Origin of the sequence: Pseudomonas sp. CAU 1711, from assembly GCF_039888625.1 — a bacterium.
Lineage (GTDB): Bacteria > Pseudomonadota > Gammaproteobacteria > Pseudomonadales > Pseudomonadaceae > Aquipseudomonas.
Genome location: NZ_JBDQQT010000001.1, coordinates 138,380 through 164,268 on the forward strand (window position 1 = coordinate 138,380; position 25,889 = coordinate 164,268).

The 25,889-nt window shown below is 68.0% G+C and carries 16 protein-coding genes and 2 tRNA genes; 13 read left to right on the forward strand and 5 right to left on the reverse strand.

All coding sequences use genetic code 11. The features are described from left to right. The first annotated feature begins 125 nt into the window (after nucleotides 1-125). A complete protein-coding gene (locus tag AAFN46_RS00610) occupies nucleotides 126-2,060 on the forward strand; it encodes a methyl-accepting chemotaxis protein (protein ID WP_347806747.1) in 1,935 nt (644 codons plus the stop codon). Nucleotides 2,061-2,175: 115 nt separating this feature from the next. On the opposite strand, the gene AAFN46_RS00615 is transcribed toward AAFN46_RS00610, so the two are convergent. Together AAFN46_RS00615 and AAFN46_RS00620 are read right to left on the reverse strand one after the other, a co-directional pair. Next, nucleotides 2,176-2,262: transfer RNA gene (locus tag AAFN46_RS00615), tRNA-Leu, on the reverse strand. Nucleotides 2,263-2,370: 108 nt separating this feature from the next. Beyond that, nucleotides 2,371-2,457: transfer RNA gene (locus AAFN46_RS00620), tRNA-Leu, on the reverse strand. Nucleotides 2,458-2,653: 196 nt separating this feature from the next. On the opposite strand from AAFN46_RS00620, the gene rnr reads away from it, so the two are divergent. From rnr to alr, 8 genes are all read left to right on the forward strand, one after another. Beyond that, a complete protein-coding gene (gene rnr, locus AAFN46_RS00625) occupies nucleotides 2,654-5,170 on the forward strand; it encodes a ribonuclease R (protein WP_347806748.1) in 2,517 nt (838 codons plus the stop codon). Next, nucleotides 5,167-5,919 carry a 23S rRNA (guanosine(2251)-2'-O)-methyltransferase RlmB gene (gene rlmB, locus AAFN46_RS00630; protein WP_347806749.1) on the forward strand — a complete coding sequence of 251 codons (753 nt, stop codon included), beginning with the start codon at nucleotides 5,167-5,169 and terminating at the stop codon, nucleotides 5,917-5,919. The genes rnr and rlmB overlap by 4 nt, the downstream gene beginning before the upstream one ends. Before the next feature lie 333 nt (nucleotides 5,920-6,252). Next, nucleotides 6,253-6,666, forward strand: a complete 414-nt coding sequence (gene rpsF / locus AAFN46_RS00635; RefSeq protein WP_347806750.1) for a 30S ribosomal protein S6 — start codon at nucleotides 6,253-6,255, stop codon at nucleotides 6,664-6,666. A gap of 28 nt (nucleotides 6,667-6,694) precedes the next feature. Beyond that, complete coding sequence (rpsR, locus tag AAFN46_RS00640) at nucleotides 6,695-6,925, forward strand: 30S ribosomal protein S18 (protein ID WP_021701047.1); 231 nt, start codon at nucleotides 6,695-6,697, stop codon at nucleotides 6,923-6,925. Nucleotides 6,926-6,965: 40 nt separating this feature from the next. Continuing rightward, entirely contained in the window at nucleotides 6,966-7,859 is an 894-nt protein-coding gene (locus AAFN46_RS00645) for a hypothetical protein (protein ID WP_347806751.1), read from the forward strand. Nucleotides 7,860-7,880: 21 nt separating this feature from the next. Next, on the forward strand, nucleotides 7,881-8,327 hold the full coding sequence (gene rplI / locus AAFN46_RS00650; protein WP_347806752.1) for a 50S ribosomal protein L9: 447 nt from the start codon (nucleotides 7,881-7,883) through the stop codon (nucleotides 8,325-8,327). 151 nt (nucleotides 8,328-8,478) lie between these two features. Further along, nucleotides 8,479-9,873, forward strand: a complete 1,395-nt coding sequence (gene dnaB / locus AAFN46_RS00655; RefSeq protein ID WP_347806753.1) for a replicative DNA helicase — start codon at nucleotides 8,479-8,481, stop codon at nucleotides 9,871-9,873. 147 nt (nucleotides 9,874-10,020) lie between these two features. Then, a complete protein-coding gene (gene alr, locus AAFN46_RS00660) occupies nucleotides 10,021-11,100 on the forward strand; it encodes an alanine racemase (protein WP_347806754.1) in 1,080 nt (359 codons plus the stop codon). 10 nt (nucleotides 11,101-11,110) lie between these two features. Here alr and AAFN46_RS00665 read toward each other — a convergent pair whose 3' ends face one another. Beyond that, on the reverse strand, nucleotides 11,111-13,009 hold the full coding sequence (locus AAFN46_RS00665; RefSeq protein WP_347806755.1) for a diguanylate cyclase: 1,899 nt from the start codon (nucleotides 13,007-13,009) through the stop codon (nucleotides 11,111-11,113). A 201-nt stretch (nucleotides 13,010-13,210) separates the two neighbouring features. Here AAFN46_RS00665 and AAFN46_RS00670 point away from each other — a divergent pair, with 201 nt between their 5' ends. The 4 genes from AAFN46_RS00670 to AAFN46_RS00685 all read left to right on the forward strand — a co-directional run bounded on the left by AAFN46_RS00670 (nucleotide 13,211) and on the right by AAFN46_RS00685 (nucleotide 22,612). Next, nucleotides 13,211-15,520, forward strand: a complete 2,310-nt coding sequence (locus AAFN46_RS00670) for a YgiQ family radical SAM protein (RefSeq protein ID WP_347806756.1) — start codon at nucleotides 13,211-13,213, stop codon at nucleotides 15,518-15,520. A gap of 272 nt (nucleotides 15,521-15,792) precedes the next feature. Then, a complete protein-coding gene (locus tag AAFN46_RS00675; RefSeq protein ID WP_347806757.1) occupies nucleotides 15,793-19,104 on the forward strand; it encodes a transglutaminase family protein in 3,312 nt (1,103 codons plus the stop codon). 113 nt (nucleotides 19,105-19,217) lie between these two features. After that, nucleotides 19,218-21,710: a circularly permuted type 2 ATP-grasp protein gene (locus AAFN46_RS00680; protein ID WP_347806758.1), complete on the forward strand. Its 2,493-nt coding sequence runs from the start codon at nucleotides 19,218-19,220 to the stop codon at nucleotides 21,708-21,710. After that, nucleotides 21,707-22,612 carry a transglutaminase family protein gene (locus AAFN46_RS00685; protein ID WP_347806759.1) on the forward strand — a complete coding sequence of 302 codons (906 nt, stop codon included), beginning with the start codon at nucleotides 21,707-21,709 and terminating at the stop codon, nucleotides 22,610-22,612. The genes AAFN46_RS00680 and AAFN46_RS00685 overlap by 4 nt, the downstream gene beginning before the upstream one ends. Here the strand turns inward: AAFN46_RS00685 and betA are convergent. After that, nucleotides 22,581-24,281: a choline dehydrogenase gene (gene betA / locus AAFN46_RS00690; RefSeq protein WP_347806760.1), complete on the reverse strand. Its 1,701-nt coding sequence runs from the start codon at nucleotides 24,279-24,281 to the stop codon at nucleotides 22,581-22,583. The genes AAFN46_RS00685 and betA overlap by 32 nt on opposite strands. A 102-nt stretch (nucleotides 24,282-24,383) precedes the next feature. Further along, nucleotides 24,384-25,856, reverse strand: a complete 1,473-nt coding sequence (gene betB / locus AAFN46_RS00695) for a betaine-aldehyde dehydrogenase (protein ID WP_347806761.1) — start codon at nucleotides 25,854-25,856, stop codon at nucleotides 24,384-24,386. Between the last annotated feature and the right edge of the window lie 33 nt (nucleotides 25,857-25,889).

Genomic DNA, 25,889 nt, shown 5'->3' on the forward strand with positions numbered 1-25,889 from the left:
GCAGTCGACCAGCCCCGCCCCGTGCGGGGCTTTGTTTTTGGCCTATACCTTGCTCTTATCTACAGCTTTTCTGAATGCGGCCGATGCACAGGCATCGAGGTCGCCCGGTCGGAAGGAGTATCGCTGTGTCCGTTCTGTTCTCGCTGTTGCGCAGCCGCCTGTTGCGCCCCGTGTTCATCGCGCTCGGCCTGGCCATGCTGGCCCAGGTCGGCATCGCGGTCTGGCTCACGCGCGCCACGGTCGATGGCCTGGTCAGCGACCTGACGCGACGACTGGGTAGCGAGAGTCAGCGTCTGGCCGATGAGCTCGACAGCGCGGAGAAGGAGATGAGCGCCGGTCTGGTCGCGTTGTCCAGCAACACTCGCGAACGCCTTTCCAGCGGCCTTTCGACCCAGCTCAAGGGCGAGCAGGCGCAGTTGCGCAAGGTGCTGGAGGAGAACCTCAAGCAGTCCGGCAGCTCCATCGCGCAGATGCTCGCCGGCGTGGCGCCCAAGGCCATCTGGGACAGCGACGTGCCGGCGCTGACCGCCCTGACGCGCATCGTCCAGCGCGACCCGGCGGTGCTCTTCGCCGTGTTCTACGACGCCCAGGGCCAGCGCCTGACCCGCAACTTCAACCGCAGCAGCCCGAAGGTGCGCGAGCTGGTGGCGGCCGGGCAGGGCGACACCGCGCTGGCCAAGCTGGTCGATGCCGCCTCGCGTGACCCGCAGGTGCATATGGTCGAGGTGGAGATCAATCCGATGGGCGCCTCCATCGGCAAGGTCCAGCTGGGCATGTCGCTGGATGGCGTGGAGCAGGAGCTGAGCGCCCTGGACGCGCGCTTCGCCACCCTGGTCGGCAGCGCCGGCGAGCTGGTCGACAAGAGCCTGTCGGGCGCCGCGCAGGACAGCACCCGGGCCCTGCAGCAGCGCCTGCAGGCGGCCGAGCAGGCGACTGCGGAGATGGCGCGCAACGGCAGCGAGACCGTGCAGCAGGCCGCCGAAGGTCTGCGCTGGCGCATCGCCACGGGGTTGCTGGTGGTCGGCCTGCTGACCCTGGCGGTGGTAGCCCTGGTGCTCGGCTGGCGGGTGCTCAGCCGCCTGCAGCTGCTGATCGCCGCGCTCAAGGACCTGGCCGCCGGCGAGGGCGACCTGACCCGTCGGGTGCAGCTCGACAGCCAGGATGAGGTCGGCGAGATGGCCGCCGCGGTCAACCAGTTCATCGCCAAGCTGCAGCCCATAGTGCGCGAGGCCGGCGAGGTGGCGCGGCGCACCGGCGAGGAGATTCGCAGCCTGGCCCAGCGCAGCGCGGCGGCCGAGGCGGCGGCCAGTCGCCAGCGCGACGAGGTGGCCGGCAGCCTGCAGGCCCTGGAGGACATGGCCGCCGCTGCCCAGGCCGAGAGCCAGGCCATGCGCGAGGCCCAGCAGCGGGTCGCGGCCATTCGCCAGGCGGCCCACGAGAACGCGGCCATCGCCGCCAAGGTCGGCGGCCTGATCGAGGCGCTGGTGGCGAGGGTCGACAGCGGTTCGGCGGTGATCGAGAAGCTGGCCCAGCAGAGCCAGCAGATCGAGGTGGTGCTGACGGTGATCCAGTCCATCGCCGAGCAGACCAACCTGCTCGCCCTGAACGCCGCCATCGAGGCGGCGCGGGCCGGCGAGAGCGGGCGCGGTTTCGCCGTGGTGGCCGACGAGGTGCGCGCCCTGGCCAGCAAGACCCAGCAGTCCACCGGCGATATCCAGGCGCATATCACCGCGCTGCAGCAGGGTGCGCGCGAGGCGGTCGAGGTCATCGGTCAGGCCGGCGGCCAGGCCGCAGAAGGGCTGCAGGCCCTGCGCGACAGCGCGCGTCTGCAGCAGTCGGTGCAGGCCTCGGTGGACGAAGTGCACGGCGCCATCGACAGCGCCACCCGTTCCGCCGCCCACCAGGCCGAGGGTGCCTCGGCGGTGCGTGGGCGGGTCGAGGTAATCCACAGCGAGGCCCAGCGTGCGGCGCAGGCGGTCAGCGAAACGGCGGCCAGCGGCCGGGTGGTGGATGGGCTGGTGGCCCAGCTGCGCGCCAGCTTCGCCCAGTTCAAGGTGTGAGGCGGGTAGGGTGGGTTAGCCGCTTTGCGGCGTAACCCACCTGGCGAGGCCGGTCATGATTAATGCGGGCCAGAAACGAAAAAACCGAGCCTGAGCTCGGTTTTTTCTTGAAGAGTGGTGCCCAGGAGAAGACTCGAACTTCCACGGTGTTGCCACCGCTAGGACCTGAACCTAGTGCGTCTACCAATTCCGCCACCTGGGCACATTGCGACGATCGCTCGCCGGCTTTTTGCAGCATTCACCGCTTGCGGCGGTACGGAAGCTGCTCCGTTAAAGTCGAAACCGAGCCTTCGGCTCGGTTTCTGAAGAGTGGTGCCCAGGAGAAGACTCGAACTTCCACGGTGTTGCCACCGCTAGGACCTGAACCTAGTGCGTCTACCAATTCCGCCACCTGGGCACTGAAAGCTATGATTGCTCAATCGCTTCCGTGTTACAACGTCTCAGCAACGTTGTGGGCGCGAACTATACGGAGGCGGTTTTTGCTTGTAAACCCCTGATGGCAGAAAAATTATTCTGCTGACCCCCGATGCCGTTTCGCGCTTCAATACACACATGGCAAGCCATCTATATATGCGTAAAGGTGATTTCACTTAATGGCCGATTGGCAATCCCTCGACCCCGAGGCCGCCCGCGAGGCGGAAAAATACGAGAACCCCATCCCCAGTCGCGAGCTGATTCTGCAGCACCTGTCCGAGCGCGGTTCGCCCGCCGCCCGTGAGGAGCTGGTGGAAGAGTTCGGTCTGACCACCGACGAGCAGCTGGAAGCGCTGCGTCGTCGCCTGCGCGCCATGGAGCGCGACGGCCAGCTTATCTATACCCGCCGCGGCACCTACGCGCCGGTGGACAAGCTCGACCTGATCCGTGGTCGCATCAGCGGCCATCGCGACGGCTTCGGCTTCATGGTGCCGGACGACGGCAGCGACGACCTGTTCCTCAGTCCGGCGCAGATGCGCCTGGTGTTCGACGGCGACCGCGTGCTCGCCCGCGTCGCCGGCTTCGACCGCCGTGGCCGCCGCGAAGGCGCCATAGTCGAGGTGATCGAGCGCGCCCACGAGACCATAGTCGGCCGCTACTTCGAGGAGGCCGGCATCGGCTTCGTCGAGGCCGACAACCCGAAGATCCAGCAGGAGGTGTTGGTCACTCCCGGGCGCACCGCGGGGGCCAAGATCGGCCAGTTCGTCGAGATCAAGATCACCCACTGGCCGACCGCGCGCTACCAGCCGCAGGGCGACATAGTCGAGGTGATCGGCAACTACATGGCGCCGGGCATGGAGATCGACGTCGCCCTGCGCAGCTATGACATCCCGCACGTCTGGCCCGAGGCCGTCATCAAGGAGGCGCGCAAGCTCAAGCCCGAGGTGGAGGAGAAGGACAAGGAACACCGGGTCGACCTGCGTCACCTGCCGTTCGTCACCATCGACGGCGAGGACGCCCGCGACTTCGACGATGCCGTCTACTGCGAGAAGAACAGCGGCCGCTGGAAGCTGTTCTCCGGCGGTTGGAAGCTCTACGTGGCCATCGCCGACGTGTCGCACTACGTCAAGGTCGGCTCGGCGCTGGACGAGGAAGCCGCGCGGCGCGGCAACTCGGTGTACTTCCCCGAGCGTGTGGTGCCGATGCTGCCGGAGGAGCTGTCCAACGGCCTGTGCTCGCTGAACCCGCATGTCGACCGCCTGGCCATGGTCTGCGAGATGAGCATGTCCAAGTCCGGCGAACTGGTCGACTACCAGTTCTACGAGGCGGTGATCCACTCCCATGCGCGGCTGACCTACAACAAGGTCAGCTACATGCTGGAGCAGCCCAAGAGCAGCGAGGGCAAGGCCCTGCGCGAGGAGTACCGGGAAGTCCTGCCGCACCTCAAGCAGCTCTATGCCCTGTACCAGGTGCTGCTGGCCGCCCGCCACGAACGCGGCGCCATCGACTTCGAGACCCAAGAGACGCGCATCGTCTTCGGCGAGGGGCGCAAGATCGCCGAGATCCGGCCGACCCAGCGCAACGACGCGCACAAGCTGATCGAGGAGTGCATGCTGGCGGCCAACGTGGCCACCGCACGCTTCATGCTCGACCACGCCATGCCCTCGCTATACCGGGTGCACGACGGCCCGCCGGCCGAGCGGGTGGAGAAGCTCAAGGCCTTCCTCGGCGAGCTGGGCCTGGCCCTGCACAAGGGCAAGCAGGGGCCGGCGCCGAAGGACTATCAGAAGCTGCTGGCCAGCATCCAGGGGCGCCCGGACTTCCAGCTGATCCAAACCGTGATGCTGCGCTCGCTGAGCCAGGCGGTGTACAGCGCCGATAACAACGGCCACTTCGGCCTCAACTACGAGGCCTACACCCACTTCACCTCGCCGATCCGCCGCTACCCGGATCTGCTGGTGCATCGCGCCATCCGCAGCGTGATCCGTTCCAAGCGCGAGACCAAGCACGTGCAGCGCGCCGGCGCGGCGAGCATGCCCAAGGCGCGCATCTACCCCTACGACGAGGCGGCGCTGGAGAAACTCGGCGAGCAGTGCTCGATGACCGAGCGGCGCGCCGACGAGGCGACCCGCGACGTGGTCAACTGGCTCAAATGCGAGTTCATGCAGGATCGCGTCGGCGAGACCTTCGAGGGCGTGATCACCGCGGCGACCGGCTTCGGCATCTTCGTCGAGCTGAAGGACATCTATGTCGAGGGCCTGGTCCACGTCACCGCGCTGCCGGGCGACTATTACCACTTCGACCCGGTGCACCATCGCCTGTCCGGCGAGCGCAGCGGGCGCAGCTTCCGCCTCGGCGACAGCGTGGCGGTGAAGGTCATGCGCGTCGATCTGGACGAGCGCAAGATCGAGTTCGAACTGAGCGAGAGCAAGGCAGCGGCGGCGCCGGGTGGCCGTGGGCGCGGCGGCGACAGCCGCAAGAAGCCGGCGGCCAAGTCTGCCGGCCCTGGCAATACCGACGTGCAGAAGAGCCGCGACGTGAAGAAGGCGCTGCTCGACGGCGCCAGGAAGGGCGGCGGCAAGGCGCCGGCCAAGTCTGGCTCCGGCAAATCCTCCAGCCATCGCAAGGGCGCGCCCAAGTCGGGTGGTGCCGCCCCCGCGGCCGGCAAGCCGAGCAAGCGTAAGGCCAAGCGATGAGTCAGCTGGAGAAGGTCTACGGCGTGCACGCCGTCGAGGCGCTGCTGCGCCACCACCCCAAGCGGGTCAAGCAGTTGTGGCTGGCCGAGAGCCGGCATGACCCGCGGGTGCAGGCCCTGCTCGAACTGGCCGCGCAGAATCGCGTGGCGGTCGGCCACAAGGATCGCCAGGAGCTGGACGAGTGGGCCGAGGGCGTGCACCAGGGCGTGGTCGCCGAGGTCAGCCCCAGCCAGGTGTGGGGCGAGAACATGCTCGACGAGCTGCTCGAGCGCACCGAGGGGCCGGCGTTGCTGCTGGTGCTGGACGGCGTGACCGACCCGCACAACCTTGGCGCCTGCCTGCGCACCGCCGACGCCGCCGGCGCCCAGGCGGTGATAGTGCCCAAGGACAAGTCGGCCACCCTCAACGCCACCGTGCGCAAGGTGGCCTGCGGCGCCGCCGAGGTGATCCCGCTGGTGGCGGTGACCAATCTGGCCCGTACCCTGGAAAAGCTGCAGAAGAAGGGCCTGTGGGTGGTCGGCACCGCCGGCGAGGCCGACCAGGAGCTGTACCAGCTCGACATGACCGGCCCCACGGTGCTGGTGATGGGCGCCGAGGGCAAGGGCATGCGCCGCCTGACCCGCGAGCACTGCGACTACCTGGTGAAGCTGCCCATGGGCGGCAGCGTCAGCAGCCTCAATGTCTCGGTCGCCACCGGCGTCTGCCTGTTCGAGGCGGTGCGCCAGAGGCGCAGCGGCAAGCCTCGGTAGAGCAGCTGCAAGCCCCAAGCTGCAAGCCACAAGTAACAGCCAGAGCGCCGTGCTTGATCGTCCGAAGTGCGCTCTTACCCTGATTCGCTTGCAGTTTGCAGTTTGCAGTTTGCAGTTTGCAGTTTGCAGTTTGCAGTTTGCAGCTTGCAGCTTGCAGCTACTGCTCAAATAATCGCCAATTCGCCTTGCGTGGGGCGGGGGGCTTCTCTAGAATGTCGCCCCTTGCCGTGACGGCAGGCGCGCCCGCGCCTTCGCTTCGGCAAGTTCAAACGAGTCATTCACTCCTTGCCTGACCACATTTTGTTGGCAGGCTACAACCCGTAAGGAGCATTCATGCGTCATTACGAAATCATCTTCCTGGTCCACCCGGACCAGAGTGAGCAAGTCGGCGGCATGGTCGAGCGTTACACCAAGCTGATCGAAGAAGACGGCGGCAAAATCCATCGTCTGGAAGACTGGGGTCGTCGCCAGCTGGCCTACGCCATCAACAACGTTCACAAGGCTCACTACGTGATGCTGAACGTCGAGTGCAGCGGCAAGGCCCTGGCCGAGCTGGAAGACAACTTCCGCTACAACGACGCCGTGATCCGCAACCTGATCATCCGTCGCGACGAAGCCGTTACCGGCCAGTCCGAGATGCTCAAGGCCGAAGAAAACCGCAGCGAGCGCCGCGAGCGCCGTGAGCGCGTTGAAACCGAAACCGCCGAAGGCGATGACGGTGACAACAGCGACAACGCTGACGAGTAATCCACGGATCTATTGAGGAGCCAATTTCATGGCACGTTTCTTCCGTCGTCGTAAATTCTGCCGTTTCACCGCCGAAGGCGTGAAAGAGATCGACTTCAAGGATCTCAACACCCTGAAGGCCTACATCTCCGAAACCGGCAAGATCGTTCCTAGCCGCATCACCGGTACCAAGGCCAAGTACCAGCGTCAGCTGGCCGTCGCTATCAAGCGCGCCCGCTACCTGGCCCTGCTGCCCTACACCGACAGCCACGGCCGTTGATAGCAGCAGACAGTCGATTTCGTAGTAAGGGATAAACCGCATGCGCGCCTTGGCTGATTTCATCATGCGCGGCCGTATGCAGGCCACCCTGGTGGTGGTCGGTTCGGCGGCGGTGCCGCTGTTGTTCTGGTTGAGTGCCGCCGCCAGCTGCCTGGTGCTGCTGCGGCGGGGGCCGAGAGATGCCATGGGCATTCTCGCCTGGGCGATGCTGCCGGCCCTGGGCTGGTGGCATTTCGGTGAGCCGCGCACCCTGTTGGTGCTGCTCGGTGCGCTGGGGCTGGCGCTGTTGTTGCGCGCCGGCCACGCCTGGAGTCGGGTGGTGCTGCTGAGCATTCCCGTCGGCCTGGTGTATGGCGTGGTCCTGGGTACGGTGCTCCGTGAACCCATCGCCGCTCTGGCGGGCGAGCTGCACAAGCTCATGCCGCAGATGCTCGATGGGGTCTACCAGCAGATGTCGGTAGAAGAGCGGACCCGCCTGGAGGCGCTGATCGCCCCGGTACTCACCGGACTGATGGCTGCTCTGCTGCAGCTCGCCAGCCTGCTCTGCCTGATTCTGGGGCGGTACTGGCAAGCGGCGCTGTACAACCCCGGCGGTTTCGGGCGCGAGTTTCGTGCCCTGCGCCTCCCCGCACCGCTGGCCCTCGGGCTGGTGGCGGTGATGTTCCTGGCGCCCAATCTGGGCCTGGAACTGGCGCTGCTGACGCCGTTGTGCAGCGTGCCACTGGCGCTGGCAGGCGTCGCCCTGTTGCACGGCCTCGCGGCCGGTGGGCGCCTGGCCAGGTTCTGGCTGGTGGGGCTGTATGTGTCGATGCTGCTGTTTACGCAGCTGGTTTATCCGTTGCTGGTGGTTCTCGCCACCATCGACAGTCTGATGGATTTTCGCGGTCGCCGCGCCGGCAATGACGGTGCAGGCCCCGCGAACGGTGAAGGTTAAAAGTTAAGAGGTAAGACCCAAATGGAAGTTATCCTGCTGGAAAAAATCGCCAACCTGGGCAACCTGGGCGACAAGGTGAACGTCAAGGCCGGTTACGGTCGTAACTACCTGCTGCCGCAGGGCAAGGCCACCGCCGCTACCGCCGAGAACGTTGCCGCGTTCGAAGCTCGTCGCGCCGAGCTGGAAGCCGCCGCTGCCGCCAAGAAGGCCTCGGCCGAAGCTCGTGCCGCTCAACTGGCTGAGCTGGAAGTCACCATCACTGCCGTGGCCGGTGACGAAGGCAAGCTGTTCGGTTCCATCGGCACCCACGACATCGCCGAAGCCCTGACCGCTTCCGGCGTTGAAGTGAGCAAGGCCGAAGTGCGCCTGCCGAACGGCACCATCCGCCAGGTCGGCGAGTTCGACGTAGCTGTGCACCTGCACACCGACGTCGAAGCCACCGTCAAGGTGATCGTGGTAGCCGCCTAAGGCGAGCGACCCGCGGGCCTTGCACGAGAGTGCGGGCCTGCCGACAATCGGGCACTCATCGCTTCGCGATGCGTGCCCGTTGTTTTTTGCGAGAGCCTTTTGCAGAGCCCGCCTCCGTAAAAGCCCCTGAATTCCCGGAATCACAGGTGCCATGAACGATATCAGCGTCCCCCAGCAGTACGACCTGGAAACCGCCGCACTCAAGGTGCCGCCGCATTCCATCGAGGCCGAGCAGGCCGTGCTGGGCGGCCTGATGCTCGACAACAACGCCTGGGAGCGGGTCTCCGACGCGGTCTCCGATGGCGACTTCTATCGGCATGACCATCGCCTGATCTTTCGCGCGATCTTCACCCTGGCCGAGCGCAACTCGCCGTTCGACGTGGTGACCCTGTCCGAGCAGCTGGACAAGGAAGGCCACCTGAGCCAGGTCGGCGGCCTGGCCTACCTGGGCGAGCTGGCCAAGAACACGCCGTCGGTGGCCAACATCAAGGCCTATGCGCAGATCATTCGCGAGCGCGCCACCCTGCGCCAGCTGATCGGCATCAGCAACGACATCGCCGACATGGCTTACGCGCCCCAGGGCAAGAGCGCGGTGGAGGTGCTCGACGAGGCCGAGCGGCAGATCTTCCAGATCGCCGAGGCGCGGCCCAAGGCCGGCGGTCCGGTGGGGATCAACGAGATCCTGGTCAAGACCATCGACCGCATCGACGAGTTGTTCAACACCAACGAGGGCCTGACCGGCATCTCGACCGGCTTCACCGACCTGGACAGCATGACCAGTGGCCTGCAGCCGGCCGACCTGGTGATCGTCGCCGGCCGTCCGTCCATGGGTAAGACCACCTTCGCCATGAACCTGGTGGAAAACGCCGTGCTGCGCACCGAGAAGGTGGTGCTGGTGTTCTCCCTGGAGATGCCCAGCGACTCGATCGTGATGCGTATGCTGTCCTCGCTCGGCCGCATCGACCAGACCAAGGTGCGCTCCGGCAAGCTGGACGACGACGACTGGCCGCGCCTGACCTCGGCGGTCAACCTGCTCAACGAGCGCAAGCTGTTCATCGACGATACCGCCGGTATCTCGCCGACCGAGATGCGCGCCCGCGCCCGCCGCCTGGCCCGCGAGCACGGCGAGATCGCCATGATCATGGTCGACTACCTGCAGCTGATGCGCATCCCGGGCTCCAGCGGCGACAACCGCACCAACGAGATCTCCGAGATCTCGCGCTCGCTCAAGGCGCTGGCCAAGGAATTCAACTGCCCGGTGATCGCCCTGTCGCAGCTCAACCGCTCCCTCGAGCAGCGCCCCAACAAGCGCCCGGTCAACTCCGACCTGCGTGAATCCGGGGCCATCGAGCAGGACGCCGACATCATCATGTTCGTCTATCGCGACGAGGTGTATCACCCGGAGACCGAGTACAAGGGCGTGGCCGAGATCATCATCGGCAAGCAGCGTAACGGTCCGATCGGTACCTGCCGCCTGGCCTTCATCGGCAAGTACACGCGCTTCGACAACCTCGCCCCGGGTATCTACAACTTCGAGGAGGATTGATCTCTGCAGGGCAGGTGTGCGGCGAGTCGCCTAGGACGCCCTCACCCCGCCCCTCTCCCGGAGGGAGAGGGGGTGCGGTTCCAGATCAATGAAAACGGGCGCCCAGCGGTTAAGATGGGCGCCCGTTTTCGTTTCCGGATGTTCCTCATGCGCCCCCTAGTCGCCACCGTCGATCTGGCCGCCATCGTCCACAACTACCGCCTGGCCAAGCGCTGCGCGCCGGGGCGCCAGGCCTTCGCCGTGGTCAAGGCGAATGCCTACGGGCATGGCGTGCGCGAGGTGGTCAGCGCCCTGCACGAGGAGGCCGACGGCTTCGCCGTGGCCAGCCTGGAGGAGGCCGCCGAAGTGCGCGCCCTGCATGGCGAGGCGCGCATCCTGCTGCTGGAGGGCTGCTTCGCCGCCGAGGAGCTGCCGATGGCGGCGCAGCTGAATCTGGACCTGGTGCTGCAGGGCTGCGAGCAGGTCGAGGCGCTGCTGGCGGCCAGGCTGCCGCGGCCGCTGAATGTCTGGCTCAAGCTCGACTCCGGCATGCACCGCCTGGGCCTGGCCGCCGATGCCGTTCGCGCGCTGCACCCGCGCCTGCGCGGCGCCGCCCAGGTGGCCGAGCTGAACCTGATGAGCCACTTCGCCTGCGCCGACGAACGCGGCCATGCGCTGACCGAGGCGCAGCTGGAGTGCTTCCTCGATCTGCTCGATCTGGATTTCGACCAGCGCAGCCTGGCCAACTCGGCGGCGCTGCTGACCATCCCGGCGGCGCATATGGACTGGCTGCGCCCCGGCATCATGCTCTACGGCGCCACGCCTTTCGCCGAGCTGTCCGCCGCCGAACTGGGCCTCAGGCCGGTCATGAGCCTCACCGCCCAGCTGATCGCCGTGCGCGAGGTGGCGGCCGGGGAGAGCGTCGGCTATGGCGCGAGCTGGGTGGCCGAACGGCCATCGCGCATCGGCACGGTGAGCTGCGGCTACGCCGACGGCTATCCGCGCCATGCGCCGAGCGGCACGCCGCTGCTGGTCGGCGGGCAGCGCGCGGCGCTGGTCGGGCGAGTGTCGATGGATATGCTCACGGTGGATCTCACCGACCTGCCCGAGGCCAGGGTGGGCGATGCGGTGGAGCTGTGGGGCGCCAGCCTGCCGGTGGACGAGGTGGCCCAGGCCGCCGGCACCATCGGCTACGAGCTGCTGACCAAGGTCACCGCGCGGGTACCACGGCGCTATACCCAGGGATAGCGCCAGGCGCTCAGCTCAGCCCGCTGGGGACTTTCAGCACGTCCAGCATCAGGCAGCTGCGCTGGCTCAGCTCGCCGTCGCAGCCCTGCAGCACGAAGCCCGAACGGCCCTTCTGCTTGGCCCGGTACATGGCCTCGTCGGCCGCCTTGTACAGGCCGGTGAACTGCGAGGCATGCTGCGGATAGAGGGCGCCGCCGATGCTGATGGTCACCGCCAGGCGGTTGGCGCCGTACAGCACCGGCCGCGCCAGCTCGGCGAGCAGGCGTGCGGCGATCTCCTGGGCGTGCTGGCGCGCCTCCGGGCCGCAGACCAGCACGGCGAACTCGTCGCCGCCCAGGCGCGCCACCATGTCGTTGGCCCGCACATGCTCGCGCAGGCGCTGGCCGATGGTGCGCAGCAGCAGGTCGCCGGCATCGTGGCCGTACTTGTCGTTGATCGGCTTGAAGTGGTCGAGATCGACCAACATCAGGGCCACCGACTCGTTGCGCCGCTGGGCGTCGGCCAGTGCCACTTCGGCGCGTTCGATCAGATAGCGACGGTTGGGCAGCTCGGTCAGCGGATCGTGGAAGGCGGCGTGCTGCAGGCGCTGCTCGCGCTCGCACAACTGCTGGTTGGCCAGGGCCAGCTCGGCGGTGCGCAGGCGCACGGCCTCCTGCAGCTCGTTCGCGCTGGCCTGTATCTGCGCCAGGCGCGCAGTCTTCTCGCGGTCGGCCTGCAGCACGGCCAGGGCTTTTTCCTGCTTGAGCATCTGAATGCGATAGGCCAGGGCGAAGGAGAACAGGATGGACTCGGCGGCCACCGCCAGGGGGAACACGTAGGCGTTCCAGGTGGCCGGCTGCAGCAGGCCGGTGGCGCGCATCAGCGCCAGGCTGATGCTGCCGAGGATCAGGCCGTAGCCGAACAGGTAGAGCAGGGCGGGGAAGTAGCCCTGGCGCCAGCGGATCATGGCCGAGCCGAGCGCCGCCGGGATGCTGGTCAGCGACAGCAGGGCGATCAGCCAGGCCGCGCCGCCGCGCAGGCCGAAGGCATCCAGGGCGATGGCGATCACGTAGCAGGCGCAGGCCAGGCTCAGCAGATGGTGCGCCCAGCGCACATGCTGGCGGGTCTGCAGCAGGGTCTGGGTGAAGCGGCAGGCGCAGAAGCCCCAGAGCGAGGGCAGGGTGATGCGATCCAGCCAGAAAGGCACCGGCCCTTCCGGCCACAGGTACTGGAAGCCGTGGCCGCTCATGCTGACGATCATCAGCAGGGCGCCGGCGGTGGTCAGCACGTACCAGAAGTAGGCGGCGTCGCGCAGGCTGAAGAAGATGAACAGGTTGTACAGCAGCAGGGCGGCGATGATGCCGTAGACCAGGCCCAGGGCCAGGTTCTCCTCGCCGGCCTGCTGCTGCAGGTCGTCCAGCTGCCAGGCGCGCAGCGGAAAGGAGTTGCCGGCCGGGTCGAAGCTGCGCAGGTAGAAGGTGGTCGGGGTGGTGCCCAGTTCGGGCAGCTCCAGGATCATGCGCCGGTAGTCGTGGTCGCGCCCCTCGGCGAAGCCGACCCGCTCGCCGGACTGACGCATGCGCCAGCCGCCCCTGCCGTCGGGCAGGTAGAGCTGCAGGTCGAGCTGGGTCACCGCGCCGATCTCCAGCCACCAGCGGCTCGGCGCGTCGGCGGCGCGCTGCAGCTGCAGCTTGATCCACCAGGGATTGGCGCTCTGCCCGACGCTGGCACGATCCTGGGAGGGCTGGAAGCGTTGCTGCACGCCGGGGTCGGCCATATCGGCGATGCTCAGGCGGCCGCCGACGTCCTCCAGCAGTTCGATCTGCCCGTTCAGCTCACGGCCGCTATCGCCCTGCAGCAACAGGGTCGGGGCGGCCATGGCCTGGCCGCCCAGCAGGGCCAGGCACAGTGCCAGCAGCAGTGCCGGCATGCTCGGGCATCGCACTGATCACGCTCCTTGTTATGGGAATGGGTAAGCGTTGGCAAGCGGCTGCGAGTATAGCCACAAGTGCTACTGTGATCACAAAATGATGGCACGGCTCGCCCGGGTTCATCCGCGTGCCAGGCTCGGAATCTGTATATTTTTTGTGCTATATTCCGCGCCCCCGTGAATCCCGGTTGATCAAAAAACATGCAAGCCGCCAAGCCGTTGTTCGACTATCCGAAGTACTGGGCCGAGTGTTTCGGGCCGGCGCCTTTCCTGCCGATGAGCCGGGAAGAGATGGATCAGCTGGGCTGGGATTCCTGCGACATCATCATCGTCACCGGCGACGCCTATGTGGATCACCCCTCCTTCGGCATGGCCATCATCGGTCGCCTGCTGGAAGCCCAGGGCTTTCGCGTCGGCATCATCGCCCAGCCGGACTGGCGCTCGAAAGACGACTTCATGAAGCTCGGCGAGCCGAACCTGTTTTTCGGCGTGGCTGCCGGCAATATGGACTCGATGATCAACCGTTACACCGCGGACAAGAAGATCCGCAGCGACGACGCCTATACCCCCGGCGGCGTCGCCGGCAAGCGCCCGGACCGCGCCAGCCTGGTCTACAGCCAGCGCTGCAAGGAGGCCTTCAGCCATGTGCCGGTGATTCTCGGCGGCATCGAGGCCTCGCTGCGCCGCATCGCCCACTACGACTACTGGCAGGACAAGGTGCGCCGCTCGATCCTGATGGACGCCACCGCCGACATCCTGCTGTACGGCAACGCCGAGCGCGCCGTGGTCGAGATCGCCCAGCGCCTGGCCTTCGGCGAGAAGGTCGAGGACATCACCGATGTGCGCGGCACCGCGTTTATCCGCCGCGACACGCCAGAGGGCTGGTACGAGGTGGATTCGACCCGCATCGACCGCCCGGGCCGGGTCGACAAGATCATCAACCCCTATGTGAACACCCAGGACACTGCCGCCTGCGCCATCGAGCAGGAGAAGGGCGCGCCGATCGAGGACCCCAACGAGGCCAAGGTCATCGAGCTGCTGCCCAGCCCGAAGATGACCCGCGCCAAGACGGTGATCCGCCTGCCGTCGTTCGAGAAGGTGCGCAACGACCCGGTGCTCTACGCCCACGCCAACCGCGTGCTGCACCTGGAGACCAACCCGGGCAACGCCCGCGCCCTGGTGCAGAAGCACGGCGAGGTGGACGTCTGGTTCAACCCACCGCCCATCCCCATGAGCACCGAGGAAATGGACTATGTGTTCGGCATGCCCTACGCGCGCGTGCCGCACCCGGCCTACGGCAAGGAGAAGATCCCGGCCTACGAGATGATCCGCTTCTCGGTGAACATCATGCGTGGCTGCTTCGGCGGCTGCACCTTCTGCTCGATCACCGAGCACGAGGGGCGCATCATCCAGAACCGCTCGCACGACTCGATCATCCGCGAGATCGAGGAGATGCGCGACAAGGTGCCGGGCTTTACCGGGGTCGTTTCAGATCTGGGTGGTCCCACCGCCAATATGTACCGCATCGCCTGCAAGGACCCGGAGATCGAGAAGCACTGCCGCAAGCCGTCGTGCGTGTTCCCCGGCATCTGCGAGAACCTAAATACCGACCACAGTTCGTTGATCGAGCTGTACCGCAAGGCCCGCGCCCTGCCCGGGGTGAAGAAGATCCTGATCGCCTCGGGCCTGCGCTACGACCTGGCCGTGGAGTCGCCGGAGTACGTCAAGGAGCTGGTCACCCACCATGTCGGCGGCTACCTGAAGATCGCCCCGGAACACACCGAGCGCGGCCCGCTGGACAAGATGATGAAGCCGGGGATCGGCAGCTACGACCGCTTCAAGCAGATGTTCGAGAAGTTCTCCAAGGAGGCGGGCAAGGAGCAGTACCTGATCCCGTACTTCATCGCCGCGCACCCGGGCACCACCGACGAGGACATGATGAACCTCGCCCTGTGGCTCAAGCGCAACGGTTTCCGCGCCGACCAGGTGCAGGCCTTCTACCCCTCGCCGATGGCCACCGCCACGGCCATGTACCACTCGGGCAAGAACCCGCTGCGCAAGGTCACCTACAAGTCGGACGGCGTGACCATCGTCAAGAGCGAGCAGCAGCGCCGCCTGCACAAGGCCTTCCTGCGCTACCACGACCCCAAGGGCTGGCCGATGCTGCGCGAGGCGCTGGAGCGCATGGGCCGCAGTGATCTGATCGGCAACGGCAAGCACCAGCTGATCCCGACCTACCAGCCGCAGACCGACGAGTACCAGAGCGCGCGGCGGAAGAACTCCACCCCGGCCGGCAGCAAGAAGGTCGGTGGCGGCGACAAGGGCAAGACGGTCGGTCGCATCCTCACCCAGCACACCGGCCTGCCGCCGCGCGGCAGCGACGGCAGCAAGGCCTGGGACAAGCGCGAGCAGGCCAAGGCCGCCGCCGAGGCGCGGCGCAAGGCGGAGAAATCCGGCGCCGGCAAGGGTGCCGGCAAGAAGCCGGGCAAGCGCCCGGTGGCGCCGCGCTGAGGTTGTTTTACTCCCTCTCCCGTTTACGGGAGAGGGTTGGGGCGGCCCGCGTAGGGAGAGGGGCGGCCGATACCCTCTCCCCCGGCCCCTCTCCCACAAGTGGGAGAGGGGGGAATAGTGCGGCGCCTTTTCCGTGCGCCCTTGTGGCGCGGACCCGGACGTCGCCCCATTCCGGTGCCGGCAGGCTCGCAGCAGACGCGCAAAGCCTGAAAAATCCACTGGCATAACTCTTGCGCGGTCCGGGTATCGCCCTGGCTCGCAGGAGGCACGCCGTGTCGATCCATGTCGCACTGCAGCACGTCACGCACTATCGCTACGACCGCCCGATCAACCTCGGCCCGCAGGTGGTTCGCCTGCGTCCGGCACCGCACAGCCGCACGCGCATCCTCTCCTATGCGCTGCAGGTCGAGCCGGGCGAGCACTTCGTCAACTGGCAACAGGATCCGCAGGGCAACTACCTGGCGCGCCTGGTGTTTCCGGACAAGACCGAGCGGCTCAAGGTCAGCGTCGACCTGGTCGCCGAGATGGCGGTGTTCAACCCCTTCGACTTCTTCCTCGAACCGCATGCCGAGAAGATCCCTTTCGCCTACGGCAAGGAGGAACAGCGCGAGCTGAGCCCCTACCTGGCCAACCTCAAGGGCGGCCCGCTGTTCAGCGACTACCTGGCCGGCATCGACCGCAGCTCGGCGCCCAGCGTCGACTTCCTGGTGGCGCTGAACCAGCGGGTGGCCGGTGATGTGCGTTACCTGATCCGCCTGGAGCCGGGCGTGCAGAGCCCCGAGGAAACCCTGGGCCTGGGGTCCGGTTCCTGCCGTGACTCGGCTTGGCTGCTGGTGCAGTTGCTGCGCCACCTGGGGCTGGCGGCGCGTTTCGTCTCCGGCTACCTGATCCAGCTCAGCGCCGACCAGAAGTCCCTCGACGGCCCGAGCGGCACCGAGGTGGACTTCACCGACCTGCACGCCTGGTGCGAGGTGTACCTTCCCGGCGCCGGCTGGATCGGTCTCGACCCCACCAGCGGCCTGTTCGCCGGCGAGGGCCACATTCCCCTGGCCTGCAGCCCGGAGCCGTCCTCGGCGGCGCCGATCAGCGGCGTGCTCGACGAGTGCGAATGCGAGTTCGAGCACGAGATGCGCGTCGAGCGCATCTGGGAGGCGCCGCGGGTCAGCAAACCCTACAGCGACGAGCAGTGGCGGGAGATTCTCAGCCTCGGCCACCAGGTCGATGCCGAGCTGGCCTATGGCGACGTGCGCCTGACCATGGGCGGCGAGCCGACCTTCGTCGCCCTCGATTATCCGGACGACCCCGAGTGGAACACCGAGGCCCTGGGGCCGAACAAGCGCCGCCTGGCCAGCGAGCTGTTCCAGCGCCTGCGCGAGCACTATGCGCCGCAGGCGCTGGTGCACTTCGGCCAGGGCAAGTGGTATCCCGGCGAGCAGCTGCCGCGCTGGTCGCTGAACTGCTTCTGGCGCAAGGACGGCGAGCCGATCTGGCAGGACCCGGCGCTGTACGCCGACGAAAGCCGCTACTACGGCGCCGATGCGCGCCTGGCCGGGCGCTTCCTCAGCAGCCTGACCGGGCACCTGGGCCTGGATGCCGAGCACGTGTTCCCGGCCTACGAGGACTGGCTCTACTACCTGTGGCGCGAACGGCGCCTGCCCGGCAACGTCACCCCGGACGATCCGCGCCTGGCCGACCCGCTGGAGCGCGAGCGCCTGCGCAAGGTGTTCTGCCGTGGCCTGGGCGAGGTGGTCGGCCAGGTGCTGCCGCTGATGCGCAGCGCCGACGCCAGCGAGTGGCTGACCGGCCCCTGGTTCCTGCGCGACGAGCACTGCCGGCTGATTCCCGGCGACTCGCCGCTGGGCTATCGCCTGCCGCTGGACTCGCAGCCCTGGGTCGGCGAGCTGGATTACCCCTACGTCTCGCCGCAGGACCCGCACCAGCCGTTCCAGCCCTTGCCCAGCCGGCAGAGCATCCAGCAGCAGCTGCGCAAGCCGCTGCATCCGTCGAGTCATGGCAAGGCCGCGGCCGAGGGCGAGGGGCCGCAGGCGCCGGATTTGTTCGAGTCGGCCGCCGGCGTCGTGCGCACGGCGCTGTGCGCCGAGCCGCGCGACGGCTGCCTGTATATCTTCATGCCGCCGCTGCAGCGCCTGGACGACTACCTGGAGCTGGTCTCCGCCATTGAGGCCACCGCCCGCGAGCTGCGTTGCCCGGTGCTGCTGGAAGGCTACGAGCCGCCGCAGGACCCGCGCCTGACCCAGTTCCGCGTCACCCCGGACCCGGGCGTGATCGAGGTGAATATCCATCCGGCGAAGAACTGGGACGAGCTGGTCGAGCGCACCGAGTTCCTCTACGCGGCCGCGCGCGAGTGTCGTCTGTCCAGCGAGAAATTTATGCTCGACGGCCGCCACATCGGTACCGGCGGCGGCAATCACTTCGTCCTCGGCGGAGCGACTCCCGCAGAATCGCCCTTTCTGCGCCGGCCCGATCTGCTGCGCAGCCTGATCGGCTACTGGCACAACCACCCGTCGCTCTCGTACCTGTTCAGCGGCTTGTTTATCGGCCCCACGTCACAGGCACCCAGAGTGGACGAGGCGCGCAACGACGCGCTGTACGAACTGGAGATCGCCTTCGCGCAGATGCCCGAGCCGGGCCGCGAATGCCCGCCCTGGCTGGTCGACCGCCTGCTGCGCAACCTGCTGGTGGACGTCAGCGGCAACACCCACCGCGCCGAGTTCTGCATCGACAAGCTGTACTCGCCGGACTCCAGCAGCGGCCGCCTCGGCCTGCTGGAACTGCGTGCCTTCGAGATGCCGCCGCATGCGCGCATGAGCCTGGTCCAGCAACTGCTGCTGCGTGCACTGGTGGCGCGCTTCTGGCACGAGCCCTATCGCCCGGCCAGGCTGGCGCGCTGGGGTACCGAACTGCACGATCGTTTCCTGCTGCCGCATTTCGTCGAGCAGGATTTTGCCGACGTCATCCAGGAGCTCGACGCCGCCGGCTACCCGCTGCGCGCCGAGTGGTTCGCCCCGCACCTGGAGTTCCGTTTCCCCAAACTCGGTGATTACGCGGTCAAGGGCATCGACCTGGAACTGCGTCAGGCCCTGGAGCCCTGGCACGTACTGGGCGAGGAGGGCGCCATCGGCGGCACCGTGCGTTATGTCGACTCGTCGCTGGAGCGGGTGCAGGTCAGGCTCGCCGGCCTGGCGCCGGATCGTTACCTGCTGACCTGCAACGGCGTGCCGGTACCGCTGCGCCCGACGGGCATCGTTGGCGAGTTTGTCGGTGGCGTGCGTTATCGCGCCTGGCAGCCGGCCAGTTGCCTGCAACCGACCATCGGCGTGCATGTACCCTTGGTGTTCGATCTGGTCGATACCTGGATGCAGCGCTCGCTCGGCGGCTGCCAGTACCATGTGGCCCACCCCGGCGGGCGCAACTTCGAGGCCCTGCCGGTCAATGCCTATGCCGCCGAGAGCCGGCGCCTGGCGCGCTTCTTCCGCCATGGCCACAGCCCGGGCGAGCTGTCGGTGACGGCCGCGGTCAACAATAATGAACTGCCCATGACCCTGGATCTGCGCCGCGTCTAGCTCCCTCTCCCGCTTGCGGGAGAGGGTCGGGGAGAGGGGCAGACTGATACCCTCTCCCCCGGCCCCTCTCCCATAAATGGGCGAGGGGAGTGCTGCGCCCCATAGAGCCTGCCATGCCCAACCTGCTTGCCGACTACCCGCGTCCCGCTGCGGCCTACCACGAACTGCTCGATGCCCAGGGCCAGGTGCGCCCGCACTGGCGGCGCCTGTTCGAGCACCTGCAGCGCAGCAGTCCGGCGCTGCTGCAGCAGCGCCAGGCCCTGCTGGAGCGGCAGATCCAGGAAAACGGCGTGACCTACAACGCCTACGCCGACCCGGATGGCGCCGACCGCCCCTGGGAGCTGGACTTGCTGCCCAACCTGATTCCCGCTGAGGAATGGCAGCAGATCGCTGCCGGCGTGGCCCAGCGCGCCGGCCTGCTGAATGCCGTGCTGGCCGACCTGTACGGCCCGCAGCAGCTGCTGGCCGAAGGCCTGCTGCCGGCCGAGCTGATCTTCGGCCACGACAACTTTCTCTGGCCGTGCCAGGGCATCCAGCCGCCGGGCGGCACCTTCCTGCACCTGTATGCGGTGGACCTGGCCCGCGCCCCGGACGGCCGCTGGTGGGTCACCGCCGACCGTACCCAGGCGCCCTCCGGCGCCGGTTACGCACTGGAGAACCGGCAGATCCTCTCGCGCGCCTTTCCCGAGCTGTACCGCGACCTGAGCGTGCAGTACCTGGCCGGCTTCTTCCGCACCCTGCAGGACACCCTGGCGCGCCAGGCGCCGGCCGACGGCGAGACGCCGCTGGTGGTGCTGCTCACCCCCGGGCGCTTCAACGAGAGCTATTTCGAGCACCTGTACCTGGCGCGCCAGCTCGGCTACCCGCTGGTCGAGGGCAGCGACCTGACCGTGCGCGACGCCAAGCTCTACCTCAAGACCCTGGCCGGCCTGCGCCGCGTGCATGCGCTGCTGCGCCGCCTGGACGACGACTATTGCGACCCGCTGGAGCTGCGCAGCGACTCGGCTCTCGGCGTGCCCGGCCTGCTCGATGCCGTGCGCCAGGGCAATGTGCTGGTGGCCAATGCGCTGGGCAGCGGCGTGCTGGAGTCGCCGGGGCTGCCGGGCTTCCTGCCCGGCATCGCCGAGAAGCTGCTAGGCGAGGAGCTGCTGCTGCCGTCCATCGCCAGCTGGTGGTGCGGCGAGCCGCCGGTGCTGGACGAGGCGCTGGAGCGGCTCGATGAACTGCTGGTGCGCCCGGCCTTTCCCTCGCAGAGCTTCGTGCCGCTGTGTGGTCGCGATCTCGACCCGGCCGCCCGCGCCGCGCTGGCCGAGCGCATTCGCGCGCGGCCCTATGCCTATGTCGCCCAGGCCCGCGCCCAGCTGTCGCAGGCGCCGGTGTGGCAGGGCGCATCCGGCGGCCTGGCGCCACGCGCCATCGGCATGCGCGTGTTCGCCGTGGCCAGTGCCGACGGCTACCGCGTGCTGCCCGGCGGCCTGACCCGGGTGGCCGCCGATGCCGGCGCCGAAGTGCTGTCGATGCAGCGCGGCGGGGCGAGCAAGGACACCTGGGTGCTCGGCGAGCGCCATCCCGGTGGCGAGCCCTGGCAATGGCTGCGCCCGCTGGGCGTGGCCGATCTGGTGCGCAGCGACCCCTACCTGCCGTCGCGGGTGGTGGAGAACCTGTTCTGGTTCGGCCGCTATGCCGAGCGCTGCGAGAACGGCGCGCGCCTGCTGCGCATCATGCTGGCCCGCTATGTCGACGACGATGACGACCCGCTGGCCCTGCAGGCCGCGCTGACCCTGGCGGAGAGCCTGGGCCTGCTGCCCGGCGCCGGCCACGGCAGCCTGGAGCAGCGCCTGTGCGACGCTACCCTCGGCGCCAACCGGCCGGCCAGCCTGCGCGGTTGCCTGCAGAGCCTGCAGTGGTCGGCCGGCAGCGTGCGCGGCAAGCTGTCCCAGGCCAACTGGCAGGCCCTGCTGGAGCTGCAGCGCGAGGCCCAGGAGCTGGATGGCCGGGAGGCCGACTGCGGCGAGCTGCTGGATTTTCTCAACCGCCTGCTGATGTCGCTGGCGGCGCTGTCCGGCTTCGCCCTGGACGACATGACCCGCGACGACGGCTGGCGATTCCTGATCACCGGCCGCTGCATCGAGCGCCTGCAGTTCCTCTGCGACAGCCTGGCCGGCTTCCTGCGTGGTCGCGCGGCGCAGGACCAGTCGGCCCTGGAGTGGCTGCTGGAGCTGGGCAACAGCAGCGTCACCTACCGCACCCGCTACCTGGCCAGCGCCCAGCCGATCCCGGTGCTCGACCTGCTGCTGCTCGACGAGCAGAACCCCCATGCGGTGATCTTCCAGCTGCGCCAGCTGCAGCGTTCGCTGGAGCGTCTCGGCGATGCCTACGACCTGGTCGCCGATCAGCGCCTCGATGAGCTGGAGCAGCGCCTGGCCAGCCTGCGCCTGGAGAATCTCGAAGGCGACCTGTTCGGCCCCGCCGGCGTGCGCGCCGTGCTGGGCGGCCTGGCCGAGCTGCTGGAGCAGGTGTCCGCCGCCGCCGGCGAGGTCTCCGACCGCCTGGCCCTGCGCTTCTTCGTGCATGTCGACGCCAGCCGCGGGACGCAATCGCCATGAGCCGCAGTGCCCACTACCAGGTGCTCCACGACACCCACTACCGCTACAGCGAGCCGGTGTCACTGGCCCAGCAGCAGGCCCACCTATGGCCGCGCGACTGCGCTTGGCAGCGCTGCCTGGAGCGCCACCTCAGCGTCACTCCGCAGCCCTGCCGGCGCCACGATGGCCTGGACGCCTTCGGCAATCCGCTGACCCGCCTGGCCTTCGAGCGTCCGCATGAGCAGTTGCGGGTGATCGCCAGCCTGCGCGTCGAGGTGCTGGCCCGCGACGCCTTCGAGCTGGCCGACTCGCCGGCCTGGGAGGCGGTGGTGGCGGCGCTGGGCTACGGCGGCCAGCCGCTGTCCGCCGAGCTGCTGGAGGCCGCGCGCTACCGCTACCAGTCGCCCTACGTGCACCTCAAGCGCCGCTTCGCCGAGTTCGCCGCCGACTGCTTCACTCCGGGCCGGCCGCTGCTGCAGGCGGCCGATGCGCTGATGCGGAAGATCTTCGCCGAGTTCACCTTCGCTGCCGGCGCCACCCAGTTGGCGACCCCGCTGATCCAGGTGCTGGAGGAGCGCCGCGGCGTGTGCCAGGACTTCGCCCACCTGATGCTCGCCTGCCTGCGCTCGCTGGGCCTGTCGGCGCGCTATGTCAGCGGCTACCTGCTGACCCGGCCGCCGCCCGGCCAGCCGCGGCTGATCGGCGCCGACGCCTCGCACGCCTGGGTCTCGCTGTACTGCCCGCAGCGGGGCTGGGTGGACTTCGACCCGACCAACAACCTGCGGCCCAACCTGGAGCACATCACCCTCGGCTGGGGCCGCGACTTCTCCGACGTGTCGCCGCTGCGCGGGGTGATCCTCGGCGGCGGCGAGCACGAGCCGGAGGTGCGCGTCACGGTGATGCCGTTACCGGCACCGGGCTGAGTCCGGCGCCGCGCACCGGGCGCGCGCCGGCCACGTAATAGGCCGCCGTGCTGCGCGGCAGCGGCTGGCGGCCGCGGATGCGGTCGGCGATCTTCTCGGCGAGCATGATGGTGGTGGCGTTGAGGTTGCCGGTGATGATCTCCGGCATGATCGACGCATCCACCACGCGCAGGCCCTGCAGGCCGTGCACGCGGCCCTGGCCGTCGACCACGGCCATCTCGTCGCTGCCCATCTTGCACGAGCAGGAGGGGTGGAACGCGGTCTCGGCGTGGTTGCGGATGAACTCGTCCAGCTCGGCGTCGCTCTGCAGATGGGCGCCGGGGCTCAGCTCGCGGCCGCGGAAGGCGTCCAGCGCCGGCTGCGCCATGATCTCGCGGGTGATGCGGATGCCGTCGCGGAACTCCTGCCAGTCCTGCTCGTGGGCCATGTAGTTGAACAGGATGCTCGGGTGCTGGCGCGGGTCGCGCGACTTCAGGCGCACGCGCCCGCGGCTGGGCGAGCGCATGGAGCCCATGTGCGCCTGGAAGCCGTGCTCCTTCACCGCGTTGCTGCCGTTGTAGTTGATCGCCACCGGCAGGAAGTGATACTGGATATTCGGCCAGGCAAACTCTTCCCGGGTGCGGATAAAGCCGCCGGCCTCGAACTGGTTGCTGGCGCCCAGGCCGCTGCCGAGGAACAGCCACTCGGCGCCGATGGCCGGCTGGTTCCACCACTGCAGCGCCGGGTAAAGCGACACCGGCTGCTTGCAGGCGTACTGCAGGTACAGCTCCAAGTGGTCCTGCAGGTTGGCGCCGACGCCCGGCAGGTTGTGCACCAGCGGGATGTCCAGCTCGCGCATCAGCGCGGCGGGGCCGACGCCCGAGCGCTGCAGTATCTGCGGCGAGGCGATGGCGCCGCCGCACAGCAGCACCTCACGGCGGGCGCGGACGACCACCGGCTCGTCGCTGCTGCCATGCAGGTAGGCGACGCCGCTGGCGCGCTTGCCGTCGAACAGGATGCGGTCGGTCAGGGCGTGGGTGACGATGCTCAGATTGGTCCGGCCCCTGGCCTGATCCAGATAGCCGCGCGCCGTGCTGGAGCGCCGCCCCCGGGGCGTGACGGTGCGGTCCATGGGGCCGAAGCCTTCCTGCTGGTAGCCGTTGAGGTCGTCGGTGGCCGGGTAGCCGGCCTGCACGCCGGCCGCGATCATGGCCTGGAACAGCGGGTTGTTGCCGGCCTTGGGCGTGGTCACGCAGACCGGGCCGTCGCCGCCGTGGTAGTCGTTGGCGCCGATGTCGCGGCTTTCCGCCTTGCGGAAATACGGCAGGCAGTCCAGATAGCTCCAGTCTTCAAGGCCCGGCTGCTTGGCCCAGTTGTCGAAGTCCAGGGCGTTGCCGCGGATGTAGCACATGCCGTTGATCAGCGAGGAGCCGCCCAGGCCCTTGCCGCGCCCGCACTCCATGCGCCGGTTGTTCATGTGCGGCTCGGGGTCGGTCTCGTAGGCCCAGTTGTAGCGCTTACCCTGCAGCGGGTAGGCGAGGGCGGCGGGCATCTGGGTGCGGAAGTCCAGGCGGTAGTCGGGACCGCCGGCTTCCAGCAGCAGCACGCTGACCTCGGCGTCCTCGCTCAGGCGGGTGGCCAGCACGTTACCGGCCGAGCCGGCGCCGATGATGATGTAGTCGTATTCCATGGGGCAGCACCTTCGGTGAGAGCGGCAAGCTTCAAGCTGCAAGTGGCGGTGTGCCGCCGGCTTTTCTTGCGGCTTGTAGCTTGCGGCTTGTGGCTGTTTTCGTCAGAAAACCGAGAAGTAGTCGCCCAGTTCGACCTGCACCGACTTGATCCGGGTGTAGTGGGCCAGGGTGGTCAGGCCGTTCTCGCGGCCGACCCCGGACTGCTTGTAGCCGCCCACCGGCATTTCCGCCGGCGACTCGCCCCAGGTGTTGATCCAGCAGATGCCGGCCTCCAGGCGGTGGATCATGCGGTGCGCGCGGGCCAGGTCGCGGGTCACCACGCCGGCGGCCAGGCCGTAGTCGCTGGCGTTGGCGCGGCGGATCGCTTCCTCTTCGTCGTCGTAGGCGAGGATGCTCATCACCGGGCCGAAGATCTCCTCGCGCACTATGGTCATGGCGTCCGTGCAGTCGCTGAACACGGTGGGGGCCACATAGGCGCCCTTGGCGAACTCGCCCTCGCTGACGCGGGTGCCGCCGATCAGCAGGCGCGCGCCTTCCTCGCGGCCCTTGTCGATATAGCCGAGCACGCTGTCCATATGGGCGAAGCTGGTCAGCGGGCCGAAGTTGGTGCGCTCATCCTGCGGGTCGCCGAGGCGGATGCGTTTGACCCGCTCCAGCACCAGGGCCTCGAAGTCCGCCTGCAGCACGCGCGGCACGAACACCCGGGTGCCGTTGGTGCAGACCTGGCCGGAGCTGAAGAAGTTGGCCATCACCGCGATGTCGGCGGCGCGCTCGAGGTCGGCGTCGGCGCAGACGATCAGCGGCGATTTGCCGCCCAGCTCCATGGTGACTTCCTTGAGCGAGGAACTGGAGGCGCTGGCCATCACCTTCTTGCCGGTGGCGGTGCCGCCGGTGAAGGAAATCTTCTCGATCAGTGGGTGCTCGGTCAGCCACTGGCCGACTTCGCGACCGCTGCCGGTGAGCACGCTGAACACGCCGTCGGGCAGGCCGGCCTCGGTGTAGATCTCGGCCAGCTTGAGGACGCTCAGCGGGGTGACCTCGCTGGGCTTGAAGATCATCGCGTTGCCGGCGGCCAGCGCCGGGGCGGACTTCCACAGGGCGATCTGGATCGGGTAGTTCCAGGCGCCGATGCCGGCGACCACGCCCAGCGGCTCGCGGCGGGTGTAGACGAAGCTGCTCTCGCGCAGGGGGATCTGCTCGCCTTCGATGGCCGGAATCAGCCCGGCGTAGTATTCGAGCACGTCGGCGCCGGTGACTATGTCCACTGCCCGGGTCTCGCTCAGCGGCTTGCCGGTGTCCAGGGTCTCCAGCTCGGCCAGTTCGTCGTTGCGCGCGCGCAGTATGTCCACGGCGCGGCGCAGGATGCGCGAGCGCTGCATGGCGGTCATTGCCGCCCACTGCTTCTGCCCCTCGATGGCGCAGGCCACGGCTCGCTCGACATCTGCCTGGCCGGCTCGCTGCACGCGGGCCAGCACCTCGCCATTGGCCGGGTTGATGGTGTCGAAATACGCGGCGCTGCTGGCATCGACATAGCGGCCGCCGATGTAGAGCTTCTGGTCGGGGAAACGGGGCATGGCGCGGTCCTCGGAACGGGGCCGGCTCGGCGC